Annotated in this window: 27 protein-coding genes and 1 tRNA gene; 6 read left to right on the top strand and 22 right to left on the bottom strand. The window is 70.4% G+C overall.

Going from position 1 to position 26803, the window contains the following annotated elements:
* Positions 1-51: 51 nt before the first annotated feature.
* From IEY61_RS03845 to IEY61_RS03865, 5 genes are all read right to left on the bottom strand, one after another.
* Positions 52-1116: a BMP family lipoprotein gene (locus IEY61_RS03845; RefSeq protein WP_189041186.1), complete on the bottom strand. Its 1065-nt coding sequence runs from the start codon at positions 1114-1116 to the stop codon at positions 52-54.
* A 279-nt stretch (positions 1117-1395) separates the two neighbouring features.
* Complete coding sequence (locus IEY61_RS03850; RefSeq protein ID WP_189040843.1) at positions 1396-1737, bottom strand: hypothetical protein; 342 nt, start codon at positions 1735-1737, stop codon at positions 1396-1398.
* Between the two features lie 48 nt (positions 1738-1785).
* Complete coding sequence (locus tag IEY61_RS03855; protein ID WP_189040844.1) at positions 1786-2640, bottom strand: sugar ABC transporter permease; 855 nt, start codon at positions 2638-2640, stop codon at positions 1786-1788.
* Positions 2640-3656, bottom strand: a complete 1017-nt coding sequence (locus tag IEY61_RS03860) for a carbohydrate ABC transporter permease (RefSeq protein WP_189040845.1) — start codon at positions 3654-3656, stop codon at positions 2640-2642. The genes IEY61_RS03855 and IEY61_RS03860 overlap by 1 nt, the downstream gene beginning before the upstream one ends.
* A 108-nt stretch (positions 3657-3764) precedes the next feature.
* Positions 3765-5066, bottom strand: coding sequence for an extracellular solute-binding protein (locus tag IEY61_RS03865; RefSeq protein WP_189040846.1), 1302 nt, complete (start codon positions 5064-5066; stop codon positions 3765-3767).
* Positions 5067-5363: 297 nt separating this feature from the next.
* Here IEY61_RS03865 and IEY61_RS03870 point away from each other — a divergent pair, with 297 nt between their 5' ends.
* Complete coding sequence (locus IEY61_RS03870; protein WP_229705668.1) at positions 5364-6437, top strand: LacI family DNA-binding transcriptional regulator; 1074 nt, start codon at positions 5364-5366, stop codon at positions 6435-6437.
* A 199-nt stretch (positions 6438-6636) separates the two neighbouring features.
* The gene (locus IEY61_RS03875; protein WP_189040848.1) at positions 6637-8268 is read left to right on the top strand and encodes a glycoside hydrolase family 13 protein; all 1632 of its coding nucleotides are present in this window, start codon (positions 6637-6639) and stop codon (positions 8266-8268) included.
* A gap of 120 nt (positions 8269-8388) precedes the next feature.
* Here IEY61_RS03875 and IEY61_RS03880 read toward each other — a convergent pair whose 3' ends face one another.
* The 6 genes from IEY61_RS03880 to IEY61_RS03905 all read right to left on the bottom strand — a co-directional run bounded on the left by IEY61_RS03880 (position 8389) and on the right by IEY61_RS03905 (position 12984).
* Positions 8389-8826: a hypothetical protein gene (locus tag IEY61_RS03880; RefSeq protein WP_189040849.1), complete on the bottom strand. Its 438-nt coding sequence runs from the start codon at positions 8824-8826 to the stop codon at positions 8389-8391.
* 144 nt (positions 8827-8970) lie between these two features.
* A complete protein-coding gene (locus IEY61_RS03885; RefSeq protein WP_189040850.1) occupies positions 8971-9339 on the bottom strand; it encodes a GntR family transcriptional regulator in 369 nt (122 codons plus the stop codon).
* 19 nt (positions 9340-9358) lie between these two features.
* Complete coding sequence (locus IEY61_RS03890; protein ID WP_189040851.1) at positions 9359-10279, bottom strand: YihY/virulence factor BrkB family protein; 921 nt, start codon at positions 10277-10279, stop codon at positions 9359-9361.
* A 54-nt stretch (positions 10280-10333) separates the two neighbouring features.
* Positions 10334-10882, bottom strand: a complete 549-nt coding sequence (locus IEY61_RS03895; RefSeq protein ID WP_189040852.1) for a 2'-5' RNA ligase family protein — start codon at positions 10880-10882, stop codon at positions 10334-10336.
* A gap of 59 nt (positions 10883-10941) precedes the next feature.
* Complete coding sequence (gene trpS / locus IEY61_RS03900) at positions 10942-11967, bottom strand: tryptophan--tRNA ligase (protein WP_189040853.1); 1026 nt, start codon at positions 11965-11967, stop codon at positions 10942-10944.
* 33 nt (positions 11968-12000) lie between these two features.
* The gene (locus IEY61_RS03905) at positions 12001-12984 is read right to left on the bottom strand and encodes a hemolysin family protein (protein ID WP_189040854.1); all 984 of its coding nucleotides are present in this window, start codon (positions 12982-12984) and stop codon (positions 12001-12003) included.
* An 83-nt stretch (positions 12985-13067) separates the two neighbouring features.
* Here IEY61_RS03905 and galE point away from each other — a divergent pair, with 83 nt between their 5' ends.
* A complete protein-coding gene (gene galE, locus IEY61_RS03910) occupies positions 13068-14048 on the top strand; it encodes a UDP-glucose 4-epimerase GalE (protein WP_189040855.1) in 981 nt (326 codons plus the stop codon).
* Positions 14045-15211: a galactokinase gene (galK, locus tag IEY61_RS03915; protein ID WP_189040856.1), complete on the top strand. Its 1167-nt coding sequence runs from the start codon at positions 14045-14047 to the stop codon at positions 15209-15211. Before galE ends, galK begins: the two co-directional genes overlap by 4 nt.
* A gap of 91 nt (positions 15212-15302) precedes the next feature.
* Here the strand turns inward: galK and cysN are convergent, their stop codons facing one another.
* The 9 genes from cysN to IEY61_RS03960 form a co-directional block, all read right to left on the bottom strand.
* Positions 15303-16622: a sulfate adenylyltransferase subunit CysN gene (gene cysN, locus IEY61_RS03920; RefSeq protein WP_189040857.1), complete on the bottom strand. Its 1320-nt coding sequence runs from the start codon at positions 16620-16622 to the stop codon at positions 15303-15305.
* Positions 16622-17533, bottom strand: a complete 912-nt coding sequence (gene cysD, locus IEY61_RS03925; RefSeq protein ID WP_189040858.1) for a sulfate adenylyltransferase subunit CysD — start codon at positions 17531-17533, stop codon at positions 16622-16624. The genes cysN and cysD overlap by 1 nt, the downstream gene beginning before the upstream one ends.
* A 74-nt stretch (positions 17534-17607) precedes the next feature.
* Positions 17608-18441 carry a 3'(2'),5'-bisphosphate nucleotidase CysQ gene (locus tag IEY61_RS03930; RefSeq protein WP_189040859.1) on the bottom strand — a complete coding sequence of 278 codons (834 nt, stop codon included), beginning with the start codon at positions 18439-18441 and terminating at the stop codon, positions 17608-17610.
* Positions 18442-18455: 14 nt separating this feature from the next.
* Entirely contained in the window at positions 18456-19046 is a 591-nt protein-coding gene (gene pth / locus IEY61_RS03935; protein ID WP_189040860.1) for an aminoacyl-tRNA hydrolase, read from the bottom strand.
* Between the two features lie 85 nt (positions 19047-19131).
* Complete coding sequence (locus IEY61_RS03940; protein WP_189040861.1) at positions 19132-19839, bottom strand: 50S ribosomal protein L25/general stress protein Ctc; 708 nt, start codon at positions 19837-19839, stop codon at positions 19132-19134.
* A gap of 280 nt (positions 19840-20119) precedes the next feature.
* Positions 20120-21100 carry a ribose-phosphate diphosphokinase gene (locus IEY61_RS03945; RefSeq protein ID WP_189040862.1) on the bottom strand — a complete coding sequence of 327 codons (981 nt, stop codon included), beginning with the start codon at positions 21098-21100 and terminating at the stop codon, positions 20120-20122.
* A 60-nt stretch (positions 21101-21160) separates the two neighbouring features.
* Positions 21161-22687: a bifunctional UDP-N-acetylglucosamine diphosphorylase/glucosamine-1-phosphate N-acetyltransferase GlmU gene (gene glmU, locus IEY61_RS03950; RefSeq protein ID WP_373293098.1), complete on the bottom strand. Its 1527-nt coding sequence runs from the start codon at positions 22685-22687 to the stop codon at positions 21161-21163.
* 104 nt (positions 22688-22791) lie between these two features.
* Positions 22792-22863 (bottom strand) — tRNA-Gln (locus IEY61_RS03955).
* 26 nt (positions 22864-22889) lie between these two features.
* Positions 22890-23744 (bottom strand): helix-turn-helix domain-containing protein, encoded by an 855-nt coding sequence (locus IEY61_RS03960; RefSeq protein WP_189040864.1) that lies wholly within the window; start codon positions 23742-23744, stop codon positions 22890-22892.
* Between the two features lie 131 nt (positions 23745-23875).
* Between IEY61_RS03960 and IEY61_RS03965 the strand changes: the two genes are divergently transcribed.
* Complete coding sequence (locus IEY61_RS03965; protein ID WP_189040865.1) at positions 23876-24841, top strand: acyl-CoA desaturase; 966 nt, start codon at positions 23876-23878, stop codon at positions 24839-24841.
* Positions 24842-24955: 114 nt separating this feature from the next.
* A complete protein-coding gene (locus IEY61_RS03970; protein WP_189040866.1) occupies positions 24956-25636 on the top strand; it encodes a TetR/AcrR family transcriptional regulator in 681 nt (226 codons plus the stop codon).
* A 32-nt stretch (positions 25637-25668) separates the two neighbouring features.
* On the opposite strand, the gene IEY61_RS03975 is transcribed toward IEY61_RS03970, so the two are convergent.
* Together IEY61_RS03975 and IEY61_RS03980 are read right to left on the bottom strand one after the other, a co-directional pair.
* The gene (locus IEY61_RS03975) at positions 25669-26148 is read right to left on the bottom strand and encodes a DUF4383 domain-containing protein (protein ID WP_189040867.1); all 480 of its coding nucleotides are present in this window, start codon (positions 26146-26148) and stop codon (positions 25669-25671) included.
* A gap of 161 nt (positions 26149-26309) precedes the next feature.
* A complete protein-coding gene (locus IEY61_RS03980) occupies positions 26310-26762 on the bottom strand; it encodes a DUF4383 domain-containing protein (RefSeq protein ID WP_189040868.1) in 453 nt (150 codons plus the stop codon).
* Between the last annotated feature and the right edge of the window lie 41 nt (positions 26763-26803).

Here is a 26803-nt window from a genome sequence, read left to right on the forward strand (position 1 = left end):
GTGGCGTGCTCTGCCGGCCACCCCCGGTTCAACGTGGGTGGCCGGCGACGGTCACTTCGGCTGGGCGGGCGACTCGACCTTGACGGTGCCGGCGGCGATGTCCGCCTTCAGCTTGTCGACCTCGGCCTTCAGCTCGGCCGGGACCTTGCTGTCGTACTCGTGGAACGGGGCGAGCGAGACGCCGTCGTTGGCCAGCGTGCCGACGAAGCCCGGGTCGGCTGCGAGCTGCTCGCCAGCGGCGGCCTTCAGCACGGCCTCCTTGACCGCGCCCGGGATGTTCTTCACCACGGTGGTGAGGATCGCGGCGCAGTCCGGGGTGCTCTCGCAGCCGTCGACGTCCACCCAGATGGTGTGGTACTTGCCGCCGGCGGCCTTGGCCGCGCCGGTGGTGCCCAGGCCGGCGCCGCCGGCCACCGGCATGATGATGTCCGCGCCCTGGGCGACGAGCGTGTCGCTGACCTTCTTGCCCTCGTCCTGCTTCTCGAACGAGTTGGTGAAGGAGCCCTGCTGCTTTTCCTTGTTCCAGCCGAGGGCCTGGACCTTGGCGCCCTTGGCCTGGTTGTAGTGGGCGACGCCGTCGACGAAGCCGTCCATGAAGATGGTCACCGGCGGGATCGGAACCGCCCCGTAGGTCGCCACCTTGCCGGACTTGGTCATTCCGGCGGCGAGGTAGCCGGCGAGGAAGGCGGCCTGGGCGGTGTCGTACTGCATCGGATAGGCGTTGGCCACGCGGGGGTTGGCGTCGACGATGCCGAACTGCTGCTCCGGGTTCGCCTTGGCGATCTTCTCGGTGGCGTCCTGCATCAGGCCGCCGACGGCCAGGATGAAGTCGCACTTCTGGTTGACGTACTGGGTGAGGTTCGGCTCGTAGTCCGCCTCGGCCTTGGATGCGGTGTGTTTGATGTCGATGTTGCTGTTCTCGGCCTTGGCCTGCTCAAGACCCTTCCAGGCCGAGGCGTTGAACGACTTGTCGTCGATACCGCCGACGTCGGTGACCATGCAGGCGGTGTACTTCTCGCCGCCGGAGCCGGCGTTGTTGTCCTCATCCGGGGCCTCGCCACAGGCGGCGGCGCTCAGCACGAGCCCACCCGCCGCGATGATCGAGGCGATCCGCATCCCACGCACCGAGCGCAAGACGACTCCCTTCCCATTGCACACCGCGTGGTATGCGGCGTGCAGCCCTTGAACCGGCTTGCGCTGTGCCGCCGGCGTCCCACGTTACGGACGCAGAGCGTACGCCCGCGCCCACCTGCCGGCCGACAATCGTGCACGACTGTTGGAGGCCTGTTACCCGTACGTAATGCTGGGGTGGGGCAAATCACTCATGCTGTCGGCAGGCGGGTGGACGGGTGCCGGGAAGGTCCGTTTTTCAGGCGCGGGCAGGCGGTCCGGCGGTCACCGCCAGAAGACCGCCACGGCTGCGTTGAGCAGGGTCAATCCCGCAATCGCGAGGAAATGCCCCCGATTGACCTCGGGCCGCTTCCGGGAGAAGAAGACCATGACGAAGATGAGCAGCGCGAGCACCAGCTTCGTCACAAGCTTCGCCGGTGCCGGCTCGTCGCCGTCGCGCAGCGGCGCGGACAGCCCGATGCCGGACAGCACCTGGATCACCGCACCCCAGAGCATGGCAGCGTTGATCCGGAGCTTGCCGGTGAGGTATTGGGCGATCGTGCCGCCGAGCAGCAGCGCGAACCCGACCAGGTGGACGTAGAGGAGGATGAGTCGAAGTGGTTCCACCCGACCCATCCTGCCCTATCAACGACGGTTTGTAGTAGTCCCGTTCGGTCAGCCCTTGGTGCCGCCCGCGGTCAGGCCGGAGACCAGGTGCTTCTGGGCGAAGAAGAAGACCAGGCCGGCCGGGACGGTGACCAGCACGGCCGCGGCGGTCAGGTACTCCCACTGCGGGTTGAACTGCGGCACGAACTGCTGAAGCCCGTACGCCAGGGTGAACCTGTTGTCGGTCTGGATGAACGCCGACGCGTACGCCACCTCGCCCCAGGCGGTGAGGAAGGTGTAGAAGGCGGTGACCGCCACGGCCGGGCGGGCCAGCGGCAGCACCACCCGCCAGAAGATGGCGAACGGCCCACATCCGTCCAGGGCCGCCGCCTCGTCCAGCGAGGTCGGGATGGAGTCGAAGTAGCCCTTCAACATCCAGGCGCAGAACGGCACCGCGATGGTCAGGTACGCGATGATCAGCGCCGGCATGGTGTTGATCAGCCCGAGCCGGGCCAGGATCGTGTAGATCGGCACGATCAGGATGGCCACCGGGAACATCTGGGTGATCAGGAAGACCATCATCAGCGGTCGGCGGCCCGGGAAGTTGAACCGGGACACCGCGTAGCCGGTGGTGGCCGACAGGAAGATGCCGATGGCCATGGTGAAGGCCGCGACGACCACCGAGTTGACGAACCAGCGCGGGAAGTTCGTCTCGGTCAGCACGTAGCTGTAGTTGGCCAGGGTGGTGTCCCGGAACAGGGTCAGCTCGCTGCTCTGGATCGCGTACCCGGGTTTCAACGACGAGAGCAGCACCCAGGCGATCGGCCCGATCGCGATCAGCGAGGCCAGGATCAACGTGCCGTGCAGCAGCACCGACTTCACCGGGCTGCGCCGGCTGCGCGCCGGACGGCCGACCTTCCTCATCACCACACCTCGCCTTGCTTGCGCAGGGCCCGCCGGTAGAACACCGAGAACACCAGCAGGATCGACAGGATCAGTACGCCGTACGTCGAGGCCAGCGAGTAGTTGCGGATGCCCTCGAAGGCCGCCCGGTAGGCGCCGGTCACCAGGATCTCGCTCTGGCCGGCCGGCTCACCTTCGGTCACCAGGAAGATGATCGGGAACATGTTGAACGTCCAGATGGTGCCGAGCAGGATCACGGTCATGCTGACCGAACGCAGGCCGGGCAGGGTGATGTTGCGGAACCGCTGCCACGCCGAGGCACCGTCGATCTCGGCCGCCTCGTAGAGCTCGCCGGGGATGGTCTGCATGCCACCGAGCAGCGCCACCATCATGAACGGCACGCCGAGCCAGACGTTGGTGATGATGGCGGTGAGCAACGCGGTCCACCGGTCGGCGAACATGTCGATCGGGTCCACGCCGATCGCGGCCAGCGCCGCGTTCGCCAGGCCGAAGCGCTCGTTGAAGATGAACTTCCAGGCGAACGCGCTGACGAAGGCCGGCACCGCCCAGGGCAGAACCAGCAGCACCCGGTACAGGCCGCGCAGCCGCATCGGGCGGTTGAGCATGGTGGCCAGCCCGAGGCCGAGGCCGAAATGGCAGATCACGCAGGCGAACGTCCAGATCAGCGTGGTGCCGGTCCACTGCCAGAACTCGCCGACCTCGCCGGTGAGCACCCGGAGGTAGTTGTCGAGGCCGACGAACTCCCACTTGTTGGGGTTGTCGGTGCAGACCTCGCCGCCGGTGATCGACCTGGTGCAGATCTCGGCGACCTGGTTGGCCTCGGTCAGGTTGGTGAAGGAGAGCCAGATCCCGCGGAACAGCGGGTAGAAGATCAGCACCGCCAGGACGATGACGACGGGCAGCACCATCGCCCAGGCGTACCAGTGCTTCTCCCAGCTGCGGCGCAGCCGGGACGGAGGAGCGGATCGGCCGGGCGGCGTCGACGACGGCGCCGAATCGGCGGTCACGGTGGTCATCAGCAGCTCCACTGCTCAAGGTCCGGCGGGGTCGCGTGACCGTGGCGGCCGCGCGACCCCGCCGGGATGCCGAAAGGTCACCGGCCGGCGCCGGCGTCGACGTTCGGGTCAGAGCCCGTAACCGGGCACGACCTCGGCCTTGTACTTCTTGGCGACGGCGTCCAGCGCGGCCTGCGGGTCCTTCTTCTGGATCAGGACCTCGGTGGCCAGCTGGTCGAGCGGGCCGAAGAACTGCCCGGCCTCGGGGATCCACGGCCGACCCACGGCGGCCTCGTTGACCGCCTGGAACGCGGCGACCACGGCGTTGTTCTTGACCGCGTCGACCTGGTAGGCGGAGCTACGGGTGGGCAGCAGGCCGAGCTTCTCCGACAGGAACGCCTGCGACTCGGCGGAGCTCATGAACTTGACGAACGCGACGGCGGCGTCCACCTTCTCCTGCGGCATGCCGGACCAGATCACGTAGTTGTGGCCGCCGACCGGGCCACCGGCCCGGGCCGAGCCGGCCGGCACCGGGGCGATGCCCAGGTTCTCCAGGCCACCGAAGTCCGGCGCGGACTTGACGTTGTTGACCTCCCACGGGCCGTTGATGATCATGGCGACCTTCTGCTCCTTGAACAGGGTCATCATGGTGCCGTAGGAGTCGTTGGCGGAGGGCTTGGCAGCGGCGCCGCTGTCGATCAGATCCTTGGCGATCTTCAGCCCGGCCGCGTTCTGCGCCGAGTTGACGACGATCTTCTTGCCCTCGGTGTCGACCAGGTCGCCACCCTCGCCGTACATGAAGGGCAGCAGGAAGTAGCCGGCCGGGTTGAGGTAGACACCCTCGGCGCCGGCCTTCTCCTTGACGGCCTGCGACGCGGTCTTCAGCTCGGCCCAGGTCTTCGGCGGCGCGCTGACGCCGGCCTTGCTCAACAGCTCCTTGTTGTACATCAGCGCGAGGCTGTCGGTGACCTGCGGAACGCCGTACGTCTTGCCGTCGTACTTGTTGGAGGCGAGCGGGGTCTCGAGGAAGTCGGCGGAGTCGCTGAGCAGTTCGGAGCCGTCCAGCGCGTAGAGGTAGCCCAGCGAGGCGAACTCGGGCACCCAGGCCACCTCGGCCCGCAGGATGTCCGGGGCGCCGGTCTTGGCCTGCGCGGCGGTCTTGAACTTGTTCTGGGCCTCACCGAACGGGACCGACTGATAGTTGATCTTGACGTTCGGATAGGTCTGGTTGAACTTGGCGATCAGTTCCTTGAACGCCGGGCCCTCGTTCTGCGGGTCGGAGGTGTCCCACCAGGTCAGTTCTGCGGTGAGGGCGGCGGGATCGACCTTGGGCTGCTCCTCGGCTGCCTTGTCTCCGTCGCCGCAGGCGGCGACGGAGAGGGCGAGGGTGGCAGCGGCGAGTACGGCGATCCCCCTGGCTGTGCGGCGCATGTTCGCTCCTAAATTGCCTGCCGGGTAACGGCGGGACAGTAGCAAGAGTTTTCGAGACTAGAAACCCTTTGCGAAGTCCTTTGCCGCAACCGTGGCCCATCCGCAACATCAGCGACCGAAAACTGGCATCTTCCCGGGCATTCCACGCCCGCCTGCGGGCCACCTACCGCACCAATCGACCTGCTCACGGCCCTAGGCGGGCGCGGCGTCGGGGCACGCCACCAAGGCCCGCTGCTCGATTCTGCAAGTTTTTGCCGGCCACTGCGCAAGAAGTTGTCAGTGAGCTACAGTGCCGCCATGCGCGCTCGCCTGTCCGACATCGCCCAACAGGCCGGCGTCAGCGAAGCCACCGTGTCCCGGGTGCTCAACGATCGCCCCGGCGTGGCACCCGAGACCCGGCAGGCCGTGCTGACCGCCCTGGACGTGCTCGGTTACGAGCGCCCCGCCCGGCTGCGCAAGCGCAGCGCCGGGTTGGTGGGTCTGGTGGTGCCGGAACTGGACAACCCGATCTTTCCCGCCTTCGCACAGATCATCGAGTCGGCCCTGGCGCCGACCGGCTACACCCCGGTGCTGTGCACCCAGACCCCCGGCGGGGTACGCGAGGACGAGTACGTCGAGATGCTGCTCGACCGCCAGGTCTCCGGCATCGTCTTCGTCTCCGGCCTGCACGCCGACACCGCCGCCGACCACGACCGGTACCGGACACTGATCGCCCGGCCGCTGCCCATCGTCATGATCAACGGGTACGCACCCGGCCTCCCGGCACCCTTCGTCTCCTGCGACGACCGGGAGGCGGCGGAGCTGGCGGTGGCCCACCTGGCGGCGCTGGGGCACCGGCGGATCGGCCTGATCACCGGCCCGGACCGGTTCGTGCCGGTGCAGCGCAAGGTCAATGGCTACAAGACGGCGATGCGCCGCCTCGCCGTGAGCGACGAGGAGCTGGCCGAGCTGACCGAGCTCTCGCTGTTCGGTGTGGAGGGCGGCGAGGCGGCGGCCGGCCGGCTCATCGAACGCGGCGCGACCGGCATCGTCTGCGGCTCCGACCTGATGGCGCTCGGCGCGATCCGGGCCGCCCGGCAGCGCGGCCTCTCCGTCCCGGAGGACCTGTCGGTGGTCGGCTACGACGACTCCCCGCTGATGGCCTTCACCGACCCGCCGCTGACCACCATGCGTCAGCCGGTGACCGCGATGGCCGTGGCCGCCGTCCGGGCCCTGGTCGACGAGATCAACGGCCACGGCGCCCCGCACTCGGAGTACCTGTTCCGGCCGGAGCTGGTGGTCCGCGGCTCGACCGCGGTGGTGCGGCAGGACGGCGCGGAGAACCCCGGGCGGCAGCGCCCCACCCCGCCCGCGCTCCCGGTGCCGGCCTGACGCCGGCCGACCCCGACGCGACGCCGGATCTGACCCAGCCGGTGTGACGCCGGACGCACCCGGAGCATCCACCCGCCTTCCTTGCGCAAGGATTGCTTGACTCTTGCAGCGTCGGCCCGGCATCCTTCTCAGACGCCCGCGCGTCCCACCGTTGCCACGCCGGGTGCCGCCGTCCCGCGCCACAGAACGAGGTTCACCGATGACCGTCAGCACCCCCTCGCCGCTGACCTCCGACGCCGACTGGTGGCGGTCCGCCGTCGTCTACCAGGTCTACGTCCGCAGCTTTGCCGACTCCAACGGCGACGGCATCGGTGACCTGAACGGCATCCGCGAGCGCCTGCCCTACCTGCGCGACCTGGGGGTGGACGCGCTCTGGCTGACCCCCTTCTACACCTCACCGATGGTGGACGGCGGCTACGACGTCGCCGACTACCGCGACGTCGACCCGATGTTCGGCACCCTCGGCGACTTCGAGGCGATGGTCGCCGAGGCCCACACGCTCGGCCTGCGGATCATCGTCGACATCGTGCCCAACCACACCTCCGACCGGCACCCCTGGTTCACCGCGGCGCTGGCCGCCGCCCCCGGTTCGGCCGAGCGGGCCCGCTACCTCTTCGCCGACGGCAAGGGCGAGAACGGCGAGCAGCCGCCCAACGACTGGGAGAGCATCTTCGGCGGCCCGGCCTGGACCCGGCTGCCCGACGGCCAGTGGTACCTGCACCTGTTCGACCCGGCCCAACCCGACCTGAACTGGCGTCACCCGGAGGTGCGGGCCGAGTTCGAGGACGTCCTCCGGTTCTGGCTCGACCGGGGTGTCGACGGGTTCCGCATCGACGTTGCCCACGGCATGATCAAGGCCGAGGGGTTGCCGGACGTCGGCTTCAACTCGATGACCACCGGACGGCGCCAGTCGGAACTGCTCGGCAAGGGCCGGCTGCCGTACTTCGACCAGGACGAGGTGCACGACATCTACCGCAGCTGGCGGCCCATCCTGGACAGCTACCCCGGTGGCCGGATGGCGGTGGCCGAGGCGTGGGCCGAGACCCCGCAGCGGCTGGCCCGCTACATCGGCCCGGACGAACTGCACCAGGCGTTCAGCTTCGACTTCCTCGACGCCACCTGGTCGGCCGACTCGTTCCGCAAGGTGATCGACACCGCGCTCGCCGAGGCGACCATCGTCGGCGCACCGACCACCTGGGTGCTCTCCAACCACGACCGGCAACGGCACGTCACCCGCTACGGCGACGGGGAGGTCGGGCTGCGCCGGGCCCGCGCCGCCGCGCTGCTGATGCTCGCCCTGCCCGGCTGCGCCTACCTCTACCAGGGTGAGGAGCTGGGGCTGCCCGAGGTGCTCGACCTGCCCGACGAGCTGCGGCAGGATCCGGCCTTCCTGCGTACCGGCGAGAGCCGCGACGGTTGCCGGGTACCCATCCCGTGGAGCGGCGAGCTGGCCCCGTACGGCTTCGGGCCGGCCGGCAGTGAGCTGAGCTGGCTGCCGGCCCCCGCGACCTGGCGTGCCCTGTCGGTGGCCGCCCAGACCGACGTGCCCGGCTCGACCCTGGAGCTGTACCGCGCGGCGCTGCGGATCCGCCACACCCACCCGGCGCTGGCCGTCCTCGGCGGCATCACCTGGCTGGAGACCGACCCGGGGGTGCTCGCCTTCCGCCGCACCGCCGGCGACGCCGTGCTGACCTGCGTGGTCAACATCGGCGACACCCCGGCCCGGGTCACCGGGTACGGCGAACCCGTCGTCGCCAGCGAGGCCCTGACCGAGCAGGACGGCGCGCACCTGCTCCCGGTCGATGCCGCCGCCTGGTTCACCCACCGCTGACCCCCACCCCCGGGTCAGCGCCGCGATCGAGAGGTTTGCGTCACCAACCGACCGTTCGGTGACGCAAACCTCTTGATCAACCTGGGGTGCCGCCGCAGGCGGGGCCGGCGGCTGGTCGGCTCAGGTGGTGGCGCCGGGCAGCCGGGCGGCGAGCCGACGGAAGCCGGCGCGCAGCTCGGCCTCGCTCGGCGCGGGCAGCGGTCCCGCCGGCTGGTCGGCTTCGGTCACCAGTTCCTCGTCGACGACGTCCTCGAAGTCGCCGTAGAGGTCGGCCTGGTCCACCTCGACCGCCTCGTCCTCGGCGGCGAGCTGCGCGGCGGCGATCTCGCCGCGGATCTGTTCCACCGAGACCGCCGGCACCAGCGGCTCGACCACGGCGATGAACTGCTCCTCGGCCACCACCGCCTCGGCCAACGCCAACGCGTGCGGCCGTTCGTACGGGCCGCAGACCACCGGCTCCCACTCGTCGACGTCGCCGAGCGGCCCGAACGTGATGATCCACGGCAGGTCCAGCATCGGCGAGTCGTCCGGCAGGTCCAACGTCACGAGTGCCCCCACGCGCTCATCTTCCTGGCCGCGCACCCGGGCCGGGTCCGGGTTCGACACATCCCACCGATCGAGGTGACTCCGCCGGCCACGGTCCGCAGTCGGCGGGCGGTGGCCCGGCGCAGGGCGGCGGAACGGCGGACGGAACCTGCCGGCTCAGCCGGGGCGAGCAGCATCGAGGGCGGCCCGGACCAGGGACGACGCTGTCTCCGGTGCCACCCCCAGCCGGGCTGCCTCGGCCGCGTACCCGGCAGCGAGCCGCTGCAACCGGTCCACCGCGTCGTCGCGTCCGGGTGCCACGAAGGTGCCGTGCCGGCCGCGGGTCTCCAGCAGGCCCGCCGCCTCCAGCTCGCGGTACGCCCGAGCCACCGTGTTCACCGCCAGCCCAAGCTCGGCCGCGAGCCGCCGTACCGTCGGCAGCTTCGCGCCGACCGGCAGCCGGCCGTCCCCCACCATCTCCGCGAGCTGCCCGCGCACCTGCTCGTACGGCGGCACCGGCGAACCCGGCTCGACCGAGATCTGCACGCCTCTCCCTTCCGCCGGTTCAGCCGGCTCCGCCCGGGGTGCCCGGGCCGGTGTCCACGTCGAGGTCGGCCGGTCGGCGCGCAGCCAGATCCACCACCCGCCCGCGCCGACTGGTCGCGGTCAGCGCCGCGCCGAAGAGCACCAACTGGTTGAGCAGATACAGGTAGACCAGCAGACCCACGGCGGTCGCCACCACCGTGTACGCCGGATTGTGCTCGACCCGTCCCACCCAGTACCGGCCGACCGTGTTGAGCAGGGTGATGCCGACCGCGACGAACAGCACCACCGGCCGCAGCCGGGCCCGGCTCATCCGCAGCCGGGGCACCGCGACCAGCAACAGGGTGGCCAGCACCGCGTTGACCAGGGTGCTGAGCACGGCGCTGACCGTGGTCAACGCGATCGAGCCGGTGCTGCGCAGCAGGAAGCGCAGCAGCGACTCCAGCGCGTCCACCGCCGCCACCGAGGCGCCGAGCAGCACGAAGAACACGAGCAGCACGCCGAGGTCGACCAGCCGGCGGACGACCAGGTTGCCGGGGTGCTGGTCGAGGCCGTGGATCAGCCGCTGCGAGGAGCGGATGGCCTCCACCCAGCCGATCCCGGTCAGCACCAGGATGAGCAGACCGACCACACCGACGGTGCCGCTGCTCTTCGCGACGTGCGCCGGGTCGAGGAAGGGCAGGTTCTCCCGGAGGAAATCCTCCGCCGCCGCACGAACCTCGTCGTTCTCGTCCAGGATCGCGCCGAAGACCGCGTACGCGACCAGAGCCAGCGCGAAGACGGCGAAGAACCCGTAGTAGGCGATCGCGGCGGCCAGCCGACCGCCCTGCACATCGGTGTAGCGCACCCCGGCCCGCCACAGGTGGCCGAAGGCGGGCGACCGGCGGCGGGCAGCGCTCAGCCGGCGGTCGATGGCGGCCTCGGTCCGGCCCAGAAGGTTCACGTGGTCATCCTCGCCGACGCCTCCTCGGCACGCCCGTACCCGGCACCGGGTCGGTCAACCGCCCAGCCGGAAGTTCCGCCGCGGCTGCCACCGGGCCTGTCCACTGTGCGAGAAGAGGGTGAAGCGCTCCACCTCGAACATCGCGGAGAAGTCGGCCAGGTCCTCGTACACCCGGTCCAGCGCCTCCGACGCCACGTCCTGAGCCACCGTCACGTGCGGATGGTAGGGAAAGCGCAGCTCCCGGCGGAGCTGTGGCGCGGCGTTGATCGCGGCGGCCAGCAGCTCGCACTCGCTGATCCCGGCGGCCACCGCGACGAAGACCACCTGGGTCACCGGCCGGAAGGTGCCGGTGCCCCGCAGGTGCAGGCTGAACGGGAGGTGCGCGGCGGCGACCCGGTCGAGGTGCCGCTCCACCGCGGGCAGTGCCGCCGCCGGGATCTCGGTCGGCCCGAGCAGGGTGACGTGGGCCGGCACGGTGTTGGGGTCGCCGGCCTCCAGCCGACGCCGGGTCAGCAGGCTGCCCCACGGCTCGGGAATGTCGACCGCGATGCCGATCTGGACGGTGTCGCCGGCCTCCGCCGGTGCCCCGTTCCCCTGATCCACGCCTCGCGCCACCCCTTCGGCCGCCGACTCGTCCCCACCGCCCGCACTGGTACGGACGGCTACTCGCCGCGCGCCGGCGGGAAGAAGCCCACCCGCTCGTACGCCCGCAGCAGCGTCGGCGCCGCCACCCGGCGGGCCTTCTCGGCCCCGGCGGCGAGCAGCTTGTCCAGCTGGACCGGATCGTCGAGGTAGGAGCGGGTGCGTTCCTGGATCGGTACGACGAACTCCCGGACCACCTCGGCGAGGTCCTTCTTCAGGTCGCCGTAGCCCTTGCCGTCGTACGTGGCGACCAGGTCGTCGATGCCGCGTCCGCTCAGCGCCGAGTAGATGGTCAGCAGGTTGGCGATCCCGGGCTTGGTCTCCGTGTCGAAGACGATCTCCCGGCCGGTGTCGGTGACCGCCGAACGGATCTTCTTGGCCGAACGGGCCGGATCCTCCAGCAGGTCGACGATGCCGCCCGGCGACGAGGAGGACTTGGACATCTTCGCCGTCGGGTCCTGCAAGTCAGTGATCTTCGCGGTGTCCTTCACGATGTGCGGGGCGGGCACCGTGAAGGTCGGCCCGAACAGCGAGTTGAACCGCTGCGCCAGGTCACGGGAGAGCTCCAGGTGCTGACGCTGGTCCTCACCCACCGGGACCGCGTTGGCCTGGTAGAGCAGGATGTCGGCGGCCTGCAGGATCGGGTACGTGAACAGGCCCACGCTGGCCCGCTCGTTGCCCTGCTTCTGCGACTTGTCCTTGAACTGGGTCATCCGGCTGGCCTCGCCGAACCCGGTGATGCAGCCCAGCACCCAGGCAAGCTGCGCGTGCTCGGGCACCTGCGACTGCACGAACAGGGTGCAGTGCTCCGGGTCGAGCCCGACCGCGAGCAGTTGCGCGGCGGCCGCCCGGGACCGCTGGTGCAGCACCTTCGGGTCGTGGCCGGCGGTGATGGCGTGCAGGTCGACCACGCAGTAGAAGGCGTCGTGCGACTCCTGCAACGCCACCCAGTGCCGCACCGCCCCGAGGTAGTTGCCGAGATGGAACGAGTCGGCCGTCGGCTGGATGCCGGAGAAGACGCGCGGGCGGGCGGGAACATCGGACATGCCGGCAATTCTGTCAGCATCGCCCGGCGTACGTCATGACGGGCCGGCGGGTCGGGCCCGGTCGACGCCACCGGCGCTCTCCCGCCGTTGTTCCGGCAGGCGGGCGGTGACCGCGAGCCGGGCCACCCGCCGCCCCTCCAGGGTCAGCACCCGCAGCAGCGCTTCGCCCGAACGCTCGGCGGGCACCGCGACCTCGTCGCCCGGCGCGGGCAGCCGCCCCAGCCGGGCCATCACGAACCCGCCCACCGTCTCGTACGGTCCGCTGGGCAGCGGCACACCGGTGCGCTCGGCGAAGTCGGCGAGGTTGAGCCGGCCGTCCACCACCGCCGGGAGCCCGCTGAGCGCAGGCTCGGGCGGGTCGGCGTACTCGTCGTGGATCTCCCCGACCAGTTCCTCGATCAGGTCCTCGCAGGTCACGATGCCGGCGGTGCCGCCGTACTCGTCGACCACGACGGCCAGGTGGTGCCCCTCCCGCCGCATCTCGGTCAGCGCGGCGAGCACCCGCTTGCTGGCCGGTAGCCGTTTCACGTCGCGGATCAGCTGGCCGACCCGCAGGTCCGGGTCGCGGTCCGGCCGCAGCAGTACGTCGCGCAGGTGCACGAGGCCGACCACGTCGTCGTGGGTGCCGTCGATCACCGGATACCGGCTGTGCGTGTCGGCCCGGACCAGCGGTTCGGCCTCGGCGAGGGTCAGCGTCGCGGAGAGGAAGACCACCTCGGTGCGGGGCATCATCACCTCGCGGACCAGACTCGCCCCGGCCACCAGCACCTCGTCGATGATGCGGCGGCCCACCGGATCGAGCACCGTGTTCGCGGCCACCAGATCCCGCAGTTCCGCCGCGCTGATCCGCTCACGCCCGGCCGCCGTTCCCGCGCCGAGCAGGTCGGTGACGAGCCGCAGCGCGCCGTCGGCCGCCCGGACCACCACCCGAGCCACGGCTCGGGCCAACGGCCCTGGCTCGCGGCGGGGCCGATCCGGCTCCCGCCGCCGGGATCCGCGCCGACGCGCTGCCCGCATGACAGTGATGGTAGCCAGCGGCCCGGCCGTAGGGTGGGAGCACCACGAGGCCGACCCGACGGGTCAGGCGGGAGGAGAGCGACGTGAAACTGCTCGTCACCGGTGGCGCCGGCTTCATCGGCAGCGTGGTGGCCCGGATGCTGCTCGACGCCGGTCACGAGGTGGTCGTCCTGGACGATCTGCGGACCGGCCACCGGGAAGCCCTCGCCCCCGACGCGATCCACGTCGAGGTCGGCCTCCACGACGCGGCCCGGGTGCTCACCCCGCAGGCCGGTTTCGACGGCGTGCTGCACTTCGCCGCGCTGATCGCCGCCGGTGAGTCGATGGTCGCCCCGGAGCGGTACTGGCACAACAACACCGTCGGTTCGCTGGCGCTGATCGACGCGGTCCGCGCGGCCGGCGTACCCCGACTGGTCTTCTCCTCCACCGCCGCCGTCTACGGCAACCCGACCGAACTGCCCATCCCGGAGACCGCCCAGAAGGCCCCGACCAACACCTACGGGGCGACCAAGCTCGCCGTCGACATGGCGCTCACCTCCGAGGCGATCGGCCACGGCCTGGCCGCCGTCTCGCTGCGCTACTTCAACGTCGCCGGGGCGTACCTCGACGGCGACACCGCCCTCGGCGAACGGCACGCCCCGGAGACCCACCTCATCCCGATCGCGTTGGAGGTGGCCGCCGGACGGCGGGAGAAGCTGCAACTCTTCGGCGACGACTACCCCACCGTCGACGGCACCTGCGTCCGCGACTACATCCACGTCGCCGACCTGGCCCGCGCCCACCTGCTCGCCCTCGGCGCGGCCACCGCCGGCCAGCACCGCGTGTACAACCTCGGCAACGGCAACGGCTTCACCAACCGGCAGGTGGTCGAGGTGGTCCGCGAGGTCACCGGCCACCCGGTGCCGGTGGAGGTGACACCCCGCCGCGAGGGCGATCCGGCCGAACTGGTCGCCTCCGCCGCGCTGGCCCGCACCGAGCTGGGCTGGGAACCGAGCAAGCCCACCCTGCACGACATGGTCACCGACGCCTGGGCCTTCTACCGCACGCACCTGGACCGGCCGTGACCGACCGTCTCGATGTCGCCGTCCGCGCCGCCGCCGGCTTCCGGACGGTGTACGCGACCCCGCCCGCCGGCCGCTGGGCGGCTCCCGGTCGGGTCAACCTGATCGGCGAGCACACCGACTACAACGACGGGTTCGTGCTGCCCTTCGCGCTGCCGCTGCGCACCGTCGTCGCCGCCGCGCCCCACCCGGCCGGCCGCTGGACCGTCTGGTCCGAGTTGACCGGCGAGACGGTCGACTTCGGCCCCGACGAGGTGGCCGCCCCCGGCCGGATCACCGGCTGGGCCGCGTACGTGGCCGGGGTGGTGTGGGCGTTACGCGAGGCCGGTCACCCGGTGCCGGGTGCCCGGCTGGCCGTCGCCTCCGACGTGCCGCTGGGCGCCGGGCTGTCCTCCTCGGCCGCGCTGGAGGCGGCCGTGCTCGCCGCGCTGGTCGACCTCGGCGGCCTCGACCTTCCCGCCGAGCAGCGGCCCCGGCTGGCCCAGCGGGCCGAGAACCGCTACGTCGGCGCACCCACCGGGATCATGGATCAGTCGGCGGCGATCCGCTGCCGGGCCGGACACGCCCTCTTCCTCGACTGCCGCACCGAACAGGTGACCCACATCCCGTTCGACCTGGACGCCGACGGGCTGGCCGTACTGGTGATCGACAGCCGTGCCCCGCATCGGCACGCCGACGGCGAGTACGCGGACCGCCGGGCCTCGTGCGAGCAGGCGGCGGCGCTGCTCGGCGTGACCGCCCTGCGGGACGTGCCGGCGGACGGGCTCGACGACGCGCTCGCCAGACTGGTCGACGAGGAGGCCCGCCGCCGGGTCCGGCACGTGGTCACCGAGAACCAGCGGGTGCTGGACAGCGTCGCCCTGCTACGCGCCGGGCGGTCCCGTCAGATCGGGGGGCTGCTCACCGCCTCCCACGCCTCCATGCGGGACGACTTCGCCATCACCGTGCCCGAGGTGGACACCGCGGTCGAGGCCGCGCTCGCCGCCGGGGCGCTCGGCGCCCGGATGACCGGCGGCGGCTTCGGCGGCTGCGTACTGGCCCTGGTCGAGGCGGCTCAGGCCGACCAGGTGGCCGCCGCCGTCACCGCCGCGTACGCCGACCGCGCCTTCACCCCACCCACCCACACCACCGTCACCCCCGCCCCCGGCGCCACCCGCCTCGACTGAGACCGGCAGGCCAGACGGACGCCACTGGAGCTGTCGCGGTCACCCGGCAAGGGTCGGCAGGGCAGTTGGAAAGAAGGCCCGCAGGCGCTGCTCAGGCGGCTTCGACGATCATGCCGGCACCGACCGTGCGGTTGGTGGTCTCGTCGATGATGACGAAGCCGCCGGTGGTGCGGTTGCGACGGTACTCGTCGGCGAGCAGCGGCACGGTGGTGCGGAGTCGGACCCGGCCGATCTCGTTGAGACGCAGCTCGGCCGCGGACTCGTCGCGGTGCAGCGAGTTGATGTCGAGGCGGTAGTGCAGGCTGCGGACGATCGCCCGCGCCGCCCGGGTGGTGTGCTTGATCGCGTACTTGCCGCCGATCTGCAACGGGCGGGTCTCGTCCATCCAGCAGACCATCGCCTCGATGTCCTGGGCAACCGCCGGCGCGTTGTTCGGCCGGCAGATCATGTCGCCCCGGGAGATGTCGATCTCGTCTTCCAGGCGTACCGTCACCGACATCGGCGGGAACGCCGCCGCGACCGGCCCGTCGGCGGTCTCCACCGCCCTGATCCGACTGGTGAAGCCCGACGGCAGCACCATCACCTCGTCGCCCGGCTTGAGCACGCCGGAGGCCACCTGGCCGGCGTAGCCCCGGTAGTCGGTGACCACGGTCGACTGCGGACGGATCACGTACTGCACCGGGAAGCGGACGTCGACCAGGTTGCGGTCACTGGCGATGTGCACCCGCTCCAGGTGGTGCAGCAGCGCCGGGCCTTCGTACCAGGGCATGTTCTCCGAGCGGGTGACGATGTTGTCGCCCTTCAGCGCGGAGATCGGCACCACGGTCAGATCCGGGACGTCGAGCTTCGCGGCGAACGCGGTGAACTCGTCGGCGATCCGCTCGAAGACCTCCTGCGAGAAGTCGACCAGGTCCATCTTGTTGACACAGAGCACCAGGTGCGGCACCCGCAGCAGCGAGCAGAGAAAGGCGTGCCGGCGGGACTGCTCGACCAGGCCCTTGCGCGCGTCCACCAGGATCAGCGCCAGGTCCGCGGTGGAGGCACCGGTGACCATGTTCCGGGTGTACTGAATGTGCCCGGGGGTGTCCGCGATGATGAACTTGCGCCGAGGCGTGGCGAAGTAGCGGTACGCCACGTCGATGGTGATGCCCTGCTCCCGCTCGGCCCGCAGGCCGTCGGTGAGCAACGACAGGTCGGTGTACTCGTCGCCGCGGGCCGCGCTGACCGCCTCGACAGCGGCCAACTGGTCGGTGAAGAGCGACTTCGTGTCGTACAGCAGCCGGCCGATCAGGGTGGACTTGCCGTCGTCCACGCTGCCGGCGGTCGCGAAGCGCAGCAGATCCATCGGGCGGGCCTGGTTACCCGCTCGCGCGTCCGACGCGTCTCCCGGCGCGAACGTTTCGGTGGTCATCAGAAGTAGCCCTCCCGCTTGCGGTCCTCCATCGCGGCCTCACTGACCCGGTCGTCGCCCCGGGTCGCCCCGCGCTCGGTGATCCGGGTCGCGGCGACCTCCCCGATGACCTTCTCGACCGTGTCGGCGTCCGAGCGGACCGCCGCCGTGCAGGAGGCGTCGCCCACCGTGCGGTACCGCACCCGCGCCTTGAACCGTTCCTCGCCGGCGCGGGCCGGCAGGAACTCGTTGACCGCGTAGAGCATCCCGTCCCGCTCCAACACCTCGCGCTCGTGCGCGTAGTAGATCGACGGCAGCTCGATCCGCTCGCGGGCGATGTAGTGCCACACGTCCAGCTCGGTCCAGTTGGACAACGGGAAGACCCGGATCGACTCGCCCGGGTGGTGCCGGCCGTTGTAGAGCGACCAGAGCTCCGGCCGCTGGTTCTTCGGATCCCACTGGCCGAACTCGTCGCGGAAGCTGAACATTCGCTCCTTGGCGCGGGCCTTCTCCTCGTCCCGTCGGGCCCCGCCGAAGAGCGCGTCGAACCGGTGCTTCTCCACCGCGTCGAGCAGCACCGGCGTCTGGATCCGGTTACGCATCCCGTCGGCCGACTCCCGGACCAGCCCACTGGCCAGTGCCTCCGGCACACTGGCCACCACCAGGTGCAGGCCCAGCTCGGCCACCCGCCGGTCCCGGTAGTCCAGCACCTCGGGAAAGTTGTGGCCGGTGTCGACGTGCATCACCGGGAAGGGAATCTGGGCCGGCGCGAACGCCTTCTGCGCCAGCCGGAGCATGACGATCGAATCCTTGCCGCCGGAGAAGAGCAGGACCGGCCGCTCCAGTTCGGCGACCACCTCGCGCATCACGAAGATGCTCTCCGCCTCGAGCTCATCAAGGTGTGTGACCTGGTAGGCCGGGGTGACGGTCATGACGACGACCCAGTTCGCTCGCTCATCCGCTTTCCAGACCTTTCCGGTCGGACATGTCAGAAAGTAGCGCCAGGCTACCCGCAATGCCGGTGCAGCGCTGCAAGTAACCGGCTGGCGAGATCCTTACGGCACACCAGCAGATCCGGCAGGCGCGGATCCGCCTGGTTGTATTTCAGCGCAGAACCGTCGATACGGGAAGCATGCAGTCCGGTGGCCGTCGCCACAGCCACCGGCGCGGCCGAGTCCCACTCGTACTGTCCACCGGCGTGCACGTACGCGTCGACCTCGCCGGTGACCACCGCGGCGATCTTCGCCCCGGCCGAACCCATCGGCACCAACTGCGCCCCGACCTCTTCGGCGAAGTCGGTCAAAAACACCGGCGGGCGGCTCCGGCTGGCCGCCAACCGGAACCGCTTGGCGTCCCCGACGGTCGCCGTCTCCACAGGCATCGGAGGGTACGCCGGCGGAACGTCCGTACCCAGCACCCGGTGCCGAACCGGCAACGCGACCGCGCCCGCGACCAGACCGTGCGACGCCGGCGCGTTACGCGCCCAGAGCGCCACGTGCACCGCCCAGTCCGCGCGTCCCTCCTCGCTGAACTCCCGCGTACCGTCCAACGGATCGATGATCCACACACGGTCGGCGGTCAACCGGGACAGCGTCCCGCTGCCCACCTCGGCCGCCCACGCCAGCCGGGAACCCTCGTCCTCCTCGGAGAGCACCGCGTCCCCCGGACGCCACCTCGCCAGCTCGGTCCGGATCAGGTCGTGCGAGACCTTGTCCCCCGCCGACTTCAGCGCACCGGCATCGGCGAATCCCATCTCCGCCCGCAGGTCGGACAACGCCTGACCGGCGCGGGCGGCCAACCACCGGGCGAACGCACCGTCGATCATCGGTGGACTGCTCATGCTCCGCGCTCCCGTCACCCGCCGTGATAGAGGTTCTGTGTCGGCTCCACACCCCGGATGACCACGGACTCCACCACGTCAGCGGCCCGGTCCACCAGGAAATCCAACTCCTTGCGCTCCACCGCGCCAAAATCCGACAGCACGTAGTCGGCGGGATCCTGCCGACCCGGCGGTCGGCCGATCCCGAACCGCACCCGTACGTAGTCCTTCGTGCCCAGCGACTTCGACATCGACCGCAGGCCGTTGTGCCCGCCCTCGCCCCCGCCGCACTTGACCCGCAACTGACCGGAGTCGATGTCCAGCTCGTCGTGCACCGCGATCACCCGAGCCGGCGGCACCTTGTAGAACTGCGCCAGACCGGCCACCGGACCGCCAGAGAGGTTCATGTAGGTCAACGGCTTGGCCAACACGAGCTTCGGGCCACCGAAGCCGAGGCGCACCTCGGCGACCTCCGCCACCGCCCGCTTGTGCCGGCCGAACTTCCCGCCCAGCCGACCGGCCAACAGGTCCGCCACCAGGAACCCGACGTTGTGCCGGTTGCCCGCGTACTCCCGGCCCGGATTGCCCAGGCCGACCACCAGCCACGGCCCGGTCTCGTCCGTCACCGCCCGTCCCCTCCGCTACCTGTTCCGATACGCGGACAGGCGTCCCCGGTTACCGGGGACGCCTGTCGCACAGCCTGCGGACCGATCAGGCCTCGGTCCGCGCCTCGGCGGTCTCCTCGCCACCTGCGGCGGCCGGCTCGCCCGCCTCGGCACCCTCGGAGGACTCGGCGGTCTCCTCGCCGACCCCGGCCTCGACCTCCGCGTCGGCCGTCTCGACCTCGGGCAGCGTCGCCTCCAGCTGCTCGGCGGTCGGCGCGGCGGTCACCGTGGCGACCGACAGCTCCGGGTCGGCGACCAGCTCGACGCCGGCGGGCAGCTCGACGTCGGCGGCGGTGACCTGGACGCCCGCCTCGGCGCCCTCGATCGAAGCCGTCAGGTGGTCCGGCACCTTGGTCGCGTCGGCGGTCACCGAGAGAGTGTCGTGGTCGTGCACGATCAGCGTGTCCCTCGCCGCCTCGCCGGTCAGCTGGACCGGCACGTCGACGGTGACCTTCTCGCCCCGGCGCACCAGCAGCAGGTCGACGTGCTCGAAGGTGTCCCTGATCGGGTCACGCTGGATCGCCTTCGGCAGGGCCAACGCCTGGGTGCCGTCGCTGACCTCGATCGCGAAGAGCTGGTTCGCGCCGCCCTTGCGGATGGCCGCCGCGAACTCGCGGGCCGGCAGCGCGATGTGCTTGGGCTTCTCGCCATGGCCGTACAGCACGGCGGGCACCTTGCCGGCCCGGCGGGTACGACGGGCACCACCCTTGCCAAACTCGGTGCGGGGCTCGGCGCTGATCTTTACCTCGGACACGGGGAAACTCCTGATGCTTCGCTGCGGCAGCTTGTCGTCTGGCGGTGCTGGGCGGGGGGCTCGCAGGGGCTCATGCGTCAGCAGACTGCCCGGAGCACCGCGTCGATCACGGTGCTCCGTGCGGCGCTTTTCAGCGGCCCGCAGGGCACCCTCGCCGTGGCAACCGCACCAGTCTAGCCGAGCGGATTCCCGGGTTTGCGGCAGTCCCCGCCCTCGCCCACCCAGATTCCCGGGCGGACCGGCCGTGCCGGCCGGCCCACCGGGGGCGGCAGCGCCGCGGTCAGCTCAGCCCACCGAAGAGGGTGGTCACCGAACCGTCGTCGAACACCTCTCGGATGGCCCTGGCCAGCAACGGCGCGATGGACAGCTCGGTGAGCTTGTCGAGCTGCTTCTCCGGCGGCAACGGGAGAGTGTTGGTCACCACCACCTCGCTGATCGGGCTGTTCTTCAACCGCTCCGTCGCCGGGTCGGAGAGCAGGGCGTGGGTGGACGCCACGATCACGTCGGCCGCACCGGACTCCCGCAGGATGTCCGCCGCCCGGCAGATCGTGCCACCGGTGTCGATCATGTCGTCGACGATCAGACAGACCCGCCCCTCCACCTCGCCGACCACCCGGTTCGCCACCACCTGGTTCGGCTTCAACGGATCCCGCGTCTTGTGGATGAACGCCAGCGGGCAGCCGCCCAGCCGGTCGGTCCACCGCTCGGCCACCCGCACCCGACCCGAGTCCGGGGCGACCACGGTCATCGGCCGACCCGCGTACTTGCGTTGCACGTACTCGGCCAGGATGTCCATCGCGAAGAGGTGGTCCACCGGGCCGTCGAAGAAGCCCTGGATCTGCGCGGTGTGCAGGTCCACGGTGAGGATCCGATTCGCCCCCGCGGTCTTCAACAGGTCCGCGATCAGCCGGGCCGAGATCGGCTCCCGGCCGCGGTGCTTCTTGTCCTGTCGGGAGTACGGGTAGAACGGCAGGACGACCGTGATCCGTTTGGCCGAACCGCGCTTCAGCGCGTCGACCATGATCAGGGTCTCCATGATCCAGGTGTTCACCCCGTGCGTGATGGACTGCACCACGAAGGCGTCCGAACCACGTACCGATTCCTTGAACCGTACGAAGATCTCACCGTTGGCGAAGTCGTACGCGTCGGCCGGCGTCGGCGCGACGCCGAGCACCTCACCGATCTCCCTGGCCAGCTCCGGAAAGCCACGTCCGGAGAAAAGCATCAGGCTCTTGCGGTTTTCGGCGACGATGCTGCCCATGGGCCCGTCTGCTCCCGTTTTGGTCGGTGGTACCCGGCGTGAGGTGTGGTCGGCCGGGGACTATTCGGTTGCAGTATCTCCCGCCTCGGCCGCCGGTCCCATTGGCTCGCCGACGCCGTGGATTGCCTCACCTTCGCTTGCGGCCGACCCCTTGGGCGACGCACTCTGCGACGCCCGCTCGGCCGCCTCCGCCGACGCCGTGCCGGCCCGCCGCTTGAGCACCCAACCCTCGATGTTGCGCTGCCGCGCGCGGGCCACGCCCATCGCGCCCGCCGGCACGTTTTCGATGATCACCGAGCCGGCCGCCGTGTACGCCCCGTCGCCCACCTCCACCGGCGCGACGAACATGTTGTCCGCGCCGGTCCGGGCGTGGCTGCCGATCACAGTGCGGTGCTTCTTGACACCGTCGTAGTTCACGAACACCGACGCCGCGCCGATGTTGCTCTGCTCGCCGATCGTCGCGTCACCGACGTACGTCAGGTGCGGCACCTTCGAGCCGGCACCGATCTCGGAGTTCTTCACCTCGACGAACGTGCCGACCTTCGACTTCTCCGCCAACCGCGCGTCCGGCCGCAGATACGCGTACGGTCCGACGCTGGCGCCCGGACCGATCTCGGCGCCCACCGCGTGGCTGCGCAGCACCGTCGCGCCGGCGTGCACCACCGTGTCGATCAGCGTGACGTCGGGCCCCACCACCGCGCCGCTGCCGACCACCGAGCCGCCGCGCAGCTGGGTGTTCTGGTCCACCACCGCGTCCCGGTCCAGGGCCACCGTCACGTCGATCCACGTCGTGGCCGGGTCGAGCAGGCTCACCCCGGCACGCATCCAGCGCTCGTTGACCCGGTCCCGCAGCAGCCGGCGCAGCGTCGCCAGCTCCACCCGGTCGTTGCAGCCCAGCGTCTCGGTGTGGTCGGCCGCCAGGTGCACCGCCACCGGCTCACCCGCCGAGACCAGCAGACCGAACACGTCGGTCAGGTACTCCTCGCCCTGGTCGTTGTCCGTGGAGAGCTTGCCCAGCACCTCCCGCAACCGCACCGCGTCGAACGCGTAGATGCCCGCGTTGATCTCACGGATCGCCAACTGCTCCGGGCTGGCGTCGCGCTGCTCGACGATCTGCCGCAGTCGACCCGCGTCGTCCCGCACGATCCGGCCGAGCCCGGCCGGATCCGGCACCTGCGCGGCCAGCACGGTCGCGGCCGCGCCCTCGCCCTCGTGCGCCGCGACCAGCGCGCTGACCGTCTCCGGCCGTAGCAGCGGCACGTCGCCATTGAGCACCACCACGGTGCCGGTCGCCTCCGGTGCCGCCTCCAACGCGATCCGCACCGCGTGCCCGGTGCCGAGCTGCTCGGCCTGGAACACCGCGGTGGCCTCCGGCGCGACCTCGGCCAGATGCGCCCGGACCTGGTCCGCGCCGTGCCCGACCACCACCATCGTGCGCTGCGCCGCGAGCGGCTCGGCCGCACCGAGCGCGTGACCGAGCAGTGTCCGGCCGAGCAGTGGGTGCAACACCTTGGGCAACGAGGACTTCATCCGCTTGCCCTCACCGGCGGCAAGTACGACGACGGTGCGGGGGTGGGGCTCGGACACGACGTGGCTCCCGTCGGAACACGGACACTCTCTCGCGGCCATGCTAACCAGACAATCCGGCCCGGTTGACACGGCCACGAGGATCAGCGGCAGATCCGCCCGTGCTGGGGTGCCTGGATTCGAACCAGGAGTTCAAGGCTCCAAAGGCCTGCGGGTTGCCGTTACCCCACACCCCAATGGCATGTCAAGTCGCGACACACGCTCAACGCACGCTCCGACGCGTCGTCACGGACCCGAACAGCTCGGCGATCATACCTTCTATCCGCCAGTAGAGTTCGCGGCTACGCGGCACGTTGATCACGAGGCAGCCGCGGTAGCCCGCACCGACGTTGCGTCGGTTGGTGGCGGGCTGGTGTCGCTTCAGGCTCGCACGTCGGAAGCGGTCACGCGGCAGCGCCAGCTCGTCCGCCCACCACTCGGCAGCGGCGTCGGCATCGGCCGTCTCGTGGATGCTGACCCGATAGGTCGGCACGCTGCGGTCCATCCCGCAGGTTTCGAGGAACCGCAGGAAGAGCGCGAGCAGCCCTGGGTCGCTGTTGATGAACTGCACATGGTCGTCGCGGCGCCATGGCTTCGACTTGGTGCCCTCACACCAGTAGACAGCCGCGCCAAGCAGCAGCACGTCGCGGTCGTCCAACTGTCCCACGGTTGCGGCCGCCGAGGCGTGCGTCTCGGCCCGAGCCTCGTCCCGCGCCCGGCGATGCGCCGCCCACCGGGCCTCGGTCATGACCTTCGAGTGGGCGCGGCGGCGCTGCCGCTCCTCCTCCTCGTCCCGGTGCAGGGGCAGGTGCCGCACCCACAGATAGGCGGTCGACCGGCTCACCGCCAGCCGGCCGGCGATCTCCGGCACGGAGAGCCCCGTCGCGCGCAGCCGCACCGCCTCGGCGCGCAGATCGTCCTTGGCGTTGGGCCGCCGGGTCCGCTCCGGCACCGGCAACCCGCGCAGCAACTCGTACACCCGGTTGCGGCCGAGACCGGTGCGGGCTCGGATCTCGCGCACCGAGAGCTGTTCCTCGGTGCGCAGTCGGCGCACCTCGGCGGCGTCGAAGTCGGTCACGCGGCGCAGCTTAGAACGAGCGTACGACGTTCATGGCATCGCTCCGAGTCGCTGTCTGATGTGATCTACGGTCCCGTAAGTTACGGTGACGTAGCCGTAGATTCGCGTTCCACCGTCCCCTGCGAGGTGACATGTCCACCGCTCTCATCGATTCGCGCCCAACCGGCCCGAAGCCCCTCACCGAGGGCACCCAGTCCCGCGGCATCCTGATCGCGTTGTGGGCCTTCGTCGTGATCCCGTTCGCCGCGCTGATCGCCGCCGTGCCAGTCGCCTGGGGCGGCTGGTTGAGCTGGGTCGACGTGGGCGTCACGGCCTTCTGGTACGTGCTGGCGGGCCTCGGCATCACCGTCGGCTACCACCGCTACTTCACCCACGGCTCGTTCAAGGCGAAGCGCTGGCTGCGCGTCGCCCTGGCCGTCTCCGGCTCGCTCGCCGTGCAGGGCGACATCATCCAGTGGGTCGCCGACCACCGCCGACACCACGCCTTCTCGGATCTGGAGGGCGACCCGCACTCGCCGTGGCGTTTCGGCGCCAGCCTGGGCGGTCTGACCAAGGGGTTGTTCCACGCGCACGTCGGCTGGCTGTTCGGCCGCGAGTTGTCCAACCGGGAACGTTTCGCCCCGGACCTGCTGGCCGACCCGGACATCCGGCGGATCAGCAAGCTCTTCCCCCTGCTGGCGGTCACCTCGGTGCTCGGCCCGGCGCTGATGGGTGGGCTGCTGACCTGGTCCTGGCAGGGTGCGCTGACCGCGCTGTTCTGGGCCGGCCTGGTCCGCATCTCGCTGCTGCACCACGTGACCTGGTCGATCAACTCGGTCTGTCACGTGTACGGCGAGCGGCCGTTCATGATGCGCCACGGTGACCGGGCCGCCAACTTCTGGCCGCTGGCGTTGGTGTCGTTCGGGGAGAGCTGGCACAACCTGCACCACGCCGACCCGACCAGTGCCCGACACGGAGTGCTGCGCGGTCAGATCGACATCTCGGCCCGGGTGATCTGGCTGTTCGAGAAGGTCGGCGCGGCCTGGGACGTCCGCTGGCCGAAGCCGGAACGGATCGCGGCAAAACTGGCGAAGCCGGCGGACCAGCCGGCGACGTGACGGTGACCGGCTGCCCGGCGGCAAGTTACCTGACAGTATGTTCGGGTGACCGGGCAGAAAGCAGGCAGGATCCCCCCACGACAGGGCGTCACCGAGCGCCGGCGAGGTGACGAGATGGCCGAGAGTCCAAGCGAGGACGGCGGCAGGGCTCGACGACGCACGGCCGCGTCGGCCAAGCCGACCTCCCGGGTGCGCATGTCGGCGGCCCAGCGCCGCGAGCAACTGATCTCGATCGGTCGGCAGATCTTCGCCGAGCGGGGCTTCGACGCCACCTCCATCGAGGAGGTGGCGTCCCGGGCCAAGGTGTCCAAGCCGGTGGTCTACGAGCACTTCGGCGGCAAGGAGGGGCTCTACGCGGTGGTGGTGGACCGGGAGGTCCGGTCCCTGCTGGATCGGATCACCACGGCGCTGACCGCGGGTCATCCGCGTGAGCTGTTGGAACAGGCGGCGTTGGCCCTGCTGGGGTACATCGAGGAGGAGGCGAGCGGTTTCCGGGTGCTGGTGCGGGAGTCACCGGTGCTCTCCGCCACCGGCAACTTCAGCAGCGTGATGAACGACGTCGCCCACCAGGTGGAGCACATCCTGGGCGCGGAGTTCTCCAGCCGGGGGTACGACCCGAAGCTGGCCGAACTGTACGCGCAGGCGCTGGTGGGCATGGTCGCGCTGACCGGCCGCTGGTGGTTGGAGGTTCGCCGGCCGCGCAAGGAGACGGTGGCGGCGCACCTGGTGAACCTCTCCTGGAACGGGCTGTCCCACCTGGAGGCGAAGCCGGGGCTGATCACCGTCGGACGTTGACCGGCCGGCCGGATCGCCGTCGGTCGGTGCGGTCAGCGGCGGCGGTGGACCTCGGCGACCGGGTGGAAGCGGTGCTTGCGGGCTTCCTCGGCGTGCTCCTCCGGGCCGACCTTGTCGTACGCCCCGGTGCCGATCAGGATCAGCCCGAAGAGCATCGAGACGATCACGGTCGACATGGAGAAGTTCAGGAAGTTGGCGCTGGTCTGTAGCACCGACATCATCAGGATGCTGGTGACCAGGAAGACGACGCCGGCGGTCAGGTTCATGTAGTGGCCGAGGTTGCCGCGCCGGGACGCGCCGACGATGAGCACGATCCCGAAGATCACGGAGACCAGCGCGAAGGCCAGGTTGGCGCGGAGCCCGAGGGCCCAGGCGCCGTCCCGGGCGAACGGCGGTTCTCCCCAGGTCAGGACGGTGCCCCAGACACCGAAGACGAGGATGTAGAGCCCGACCAGACCGGAGAGCACCCGGTAGATGGGCCGCGCGGGGTGGTTCACCGGCAAGCGCGCCATAACTCCTCCAGGCCAACGGGAACAATCACCACAATTGTCCCCCAGCCGGAGTCCCCACGACCGGTTTTCGCCGAAGCCCGACCCGCGCAGGGATCAAGCCTGACCGCCCGGAGCGGGTCGGGCTCCGGCGAAAAACCCCCAGCAGAAGCCCCGACAAGCCCTCAGAGGACGAGCCGAGCCTTCTGCCACGCCTCGTGCTCGTCGTCGCTGCCGACCTTGCCGTACATGCCGGCCATCAGCAGCACCAGGCTGGCCGCCATGAGCACGACGACGGTGGTGACGTTCATGTTGAAGAGGTTCGCCTCGGTCCGGAGGAAGCTGAGCCCGGCCAGGCTGACCACCATGATCAGGTACGCCGACCACTGGTTGATCAGCACGTCGAGGTTGCGGCCGATCGCCGTGCCGGCCAGCACGATGCCGCCGACCACGACGCTGAACACCGAGAAGCCGAGGTTCGTGCCCTGCCCCAGGATCTGGGTGTCGCCTCGGCCGATGAAGGGCTCGCCGCTGCTGGCGAAGAAACCGAGCACACCGAAGACCAGCAGGTACAGACCGGTCAGCCCGCCGATCGCCCGGTAGATCGGCTGCGCGGGGTGGTTGACGGGGGTATGCATGTCTGTGTCTCCAACGCCGTTGGGTGAGGGTCGCCGCCGAT

It is taken from the genome of Micromonospora sonchi, from assembly GCF_014646235.1.
In the GTDB taxonomy this organism is placed as follows: Bacteria; Actinomycetota; Actinomycetes; order Mycobacteriales; family Micromonosporaceae; genus Micromonospora; species Micromonospora sonchi.

Coding starts and splice junctions, on each gene's coding strand:
- IEY61_RS03845 (WP_189041186.1), bottom strand. CDS start 1,116: ATGCGGATCGCCTCGATCATCGCGGCGGGTGGGCTCGTGCTGAGCGCC.
- IEY61_RS03855 (WP_189040844.1), bottom strand. CDS start 2,640: ATGAGGAAGGTCGGCCGTCCGGCGCGCAGCCGGCGCAGCCCGGTGAAG.
- IEY61_RS03860 (WP_189040845.1), bottom strand. CDS start 3,656: ATGACCACCGTGACCGCCGATTCGGCGCCGTCGTCGACGCCGCCCGGC.
- IEY61_RS03865 (WP_189040846.1), bottom strand. CDS start 5,066: ATGCGCCGCACAGCCAGGGGGATCGCCGTACTCGCCGCTGCCACCCTC.
- IEY61_RS03870 (WP_229705668.1), top strand. CDS start 5,364: ATGCGCGCTCGCCTGTCCGACATCGCCCAACAGGCCGGCGTCAGCGAA.
- IEY61_RS03875 (WP_189040848.1), top strand. CDS start 6,637: ATGACCGTCAGCACCCCCTCGCCGCTGACCTCCGACGCCGACTGGTGG.
- trpS (WP_189040853.1), bottom strand. CDS start 11,967: ATGTCCGATGTTCCCGCCCGCCCGCGCGTCTTCTCCGGCATCCAGCCG.
- IEY61_RS03905 (WP_189040854.1), bottom strand. CDS start 12,984: ATGCGGGCAGCGCGTCGGCGCGGATCCCGGCGGCGGGAGCCGGATCGG.
- cysN (WP_189040857.1), bottom strand. CDS start 16,622: ATGACCACCGAAACGTTCGCGCCGGGAGACGCGTCGGACGCGCGAGCG.
- cysD (WP_189040858.1), bottom strand. CDS start 17,533: ATGACCGTCACCCCGGCCTACCAGGTCACACACCTTGATGAGCTCGAG.
- IEY61_RS03930 (WP_189040859.1), bottom strand. CDS start 18,441: ATGAGCAGTCCACCGATGATCGACGGTGCGTTCGCCCGGTGGTTGGCC.
- IEY61_RS03945 (WP_189040862.1), bottom strand. CDS start 21,100: ATGGGCAGCATCGTCGCCGAAAACCGCAAGAGCCTGATGCTTTTCTCC.
- IEY61_RS03965 (WP_189040865.1), top strand. CDS start 23,876: ATGTCCACCGCTCTCATCGATTCGCGCCCAACCGGCCCGAAGCCCCTC.
- IEY61_RS03970 (WP_189040866.1), top strand. CDS start 24,956: ATGGCCGAGAGTCCAAGCGAGGACGGCGGCAGGGCTCGACGACGCACG.
- IEY61_RS03975 (WP_189040867.1), bottom strand. CDS start 26,148: ATGGCGCGCTTGCCGGTGAACCACCCCGCGCGGCCCATCTACCGGGTG.
- IEY61_RS03980 (WP_189040868.1), bottom strand. CDS start 26,762: ATGCATACCCCCGTCAACCACCCCGCGCAGCCGATCTACCGGGCGATC.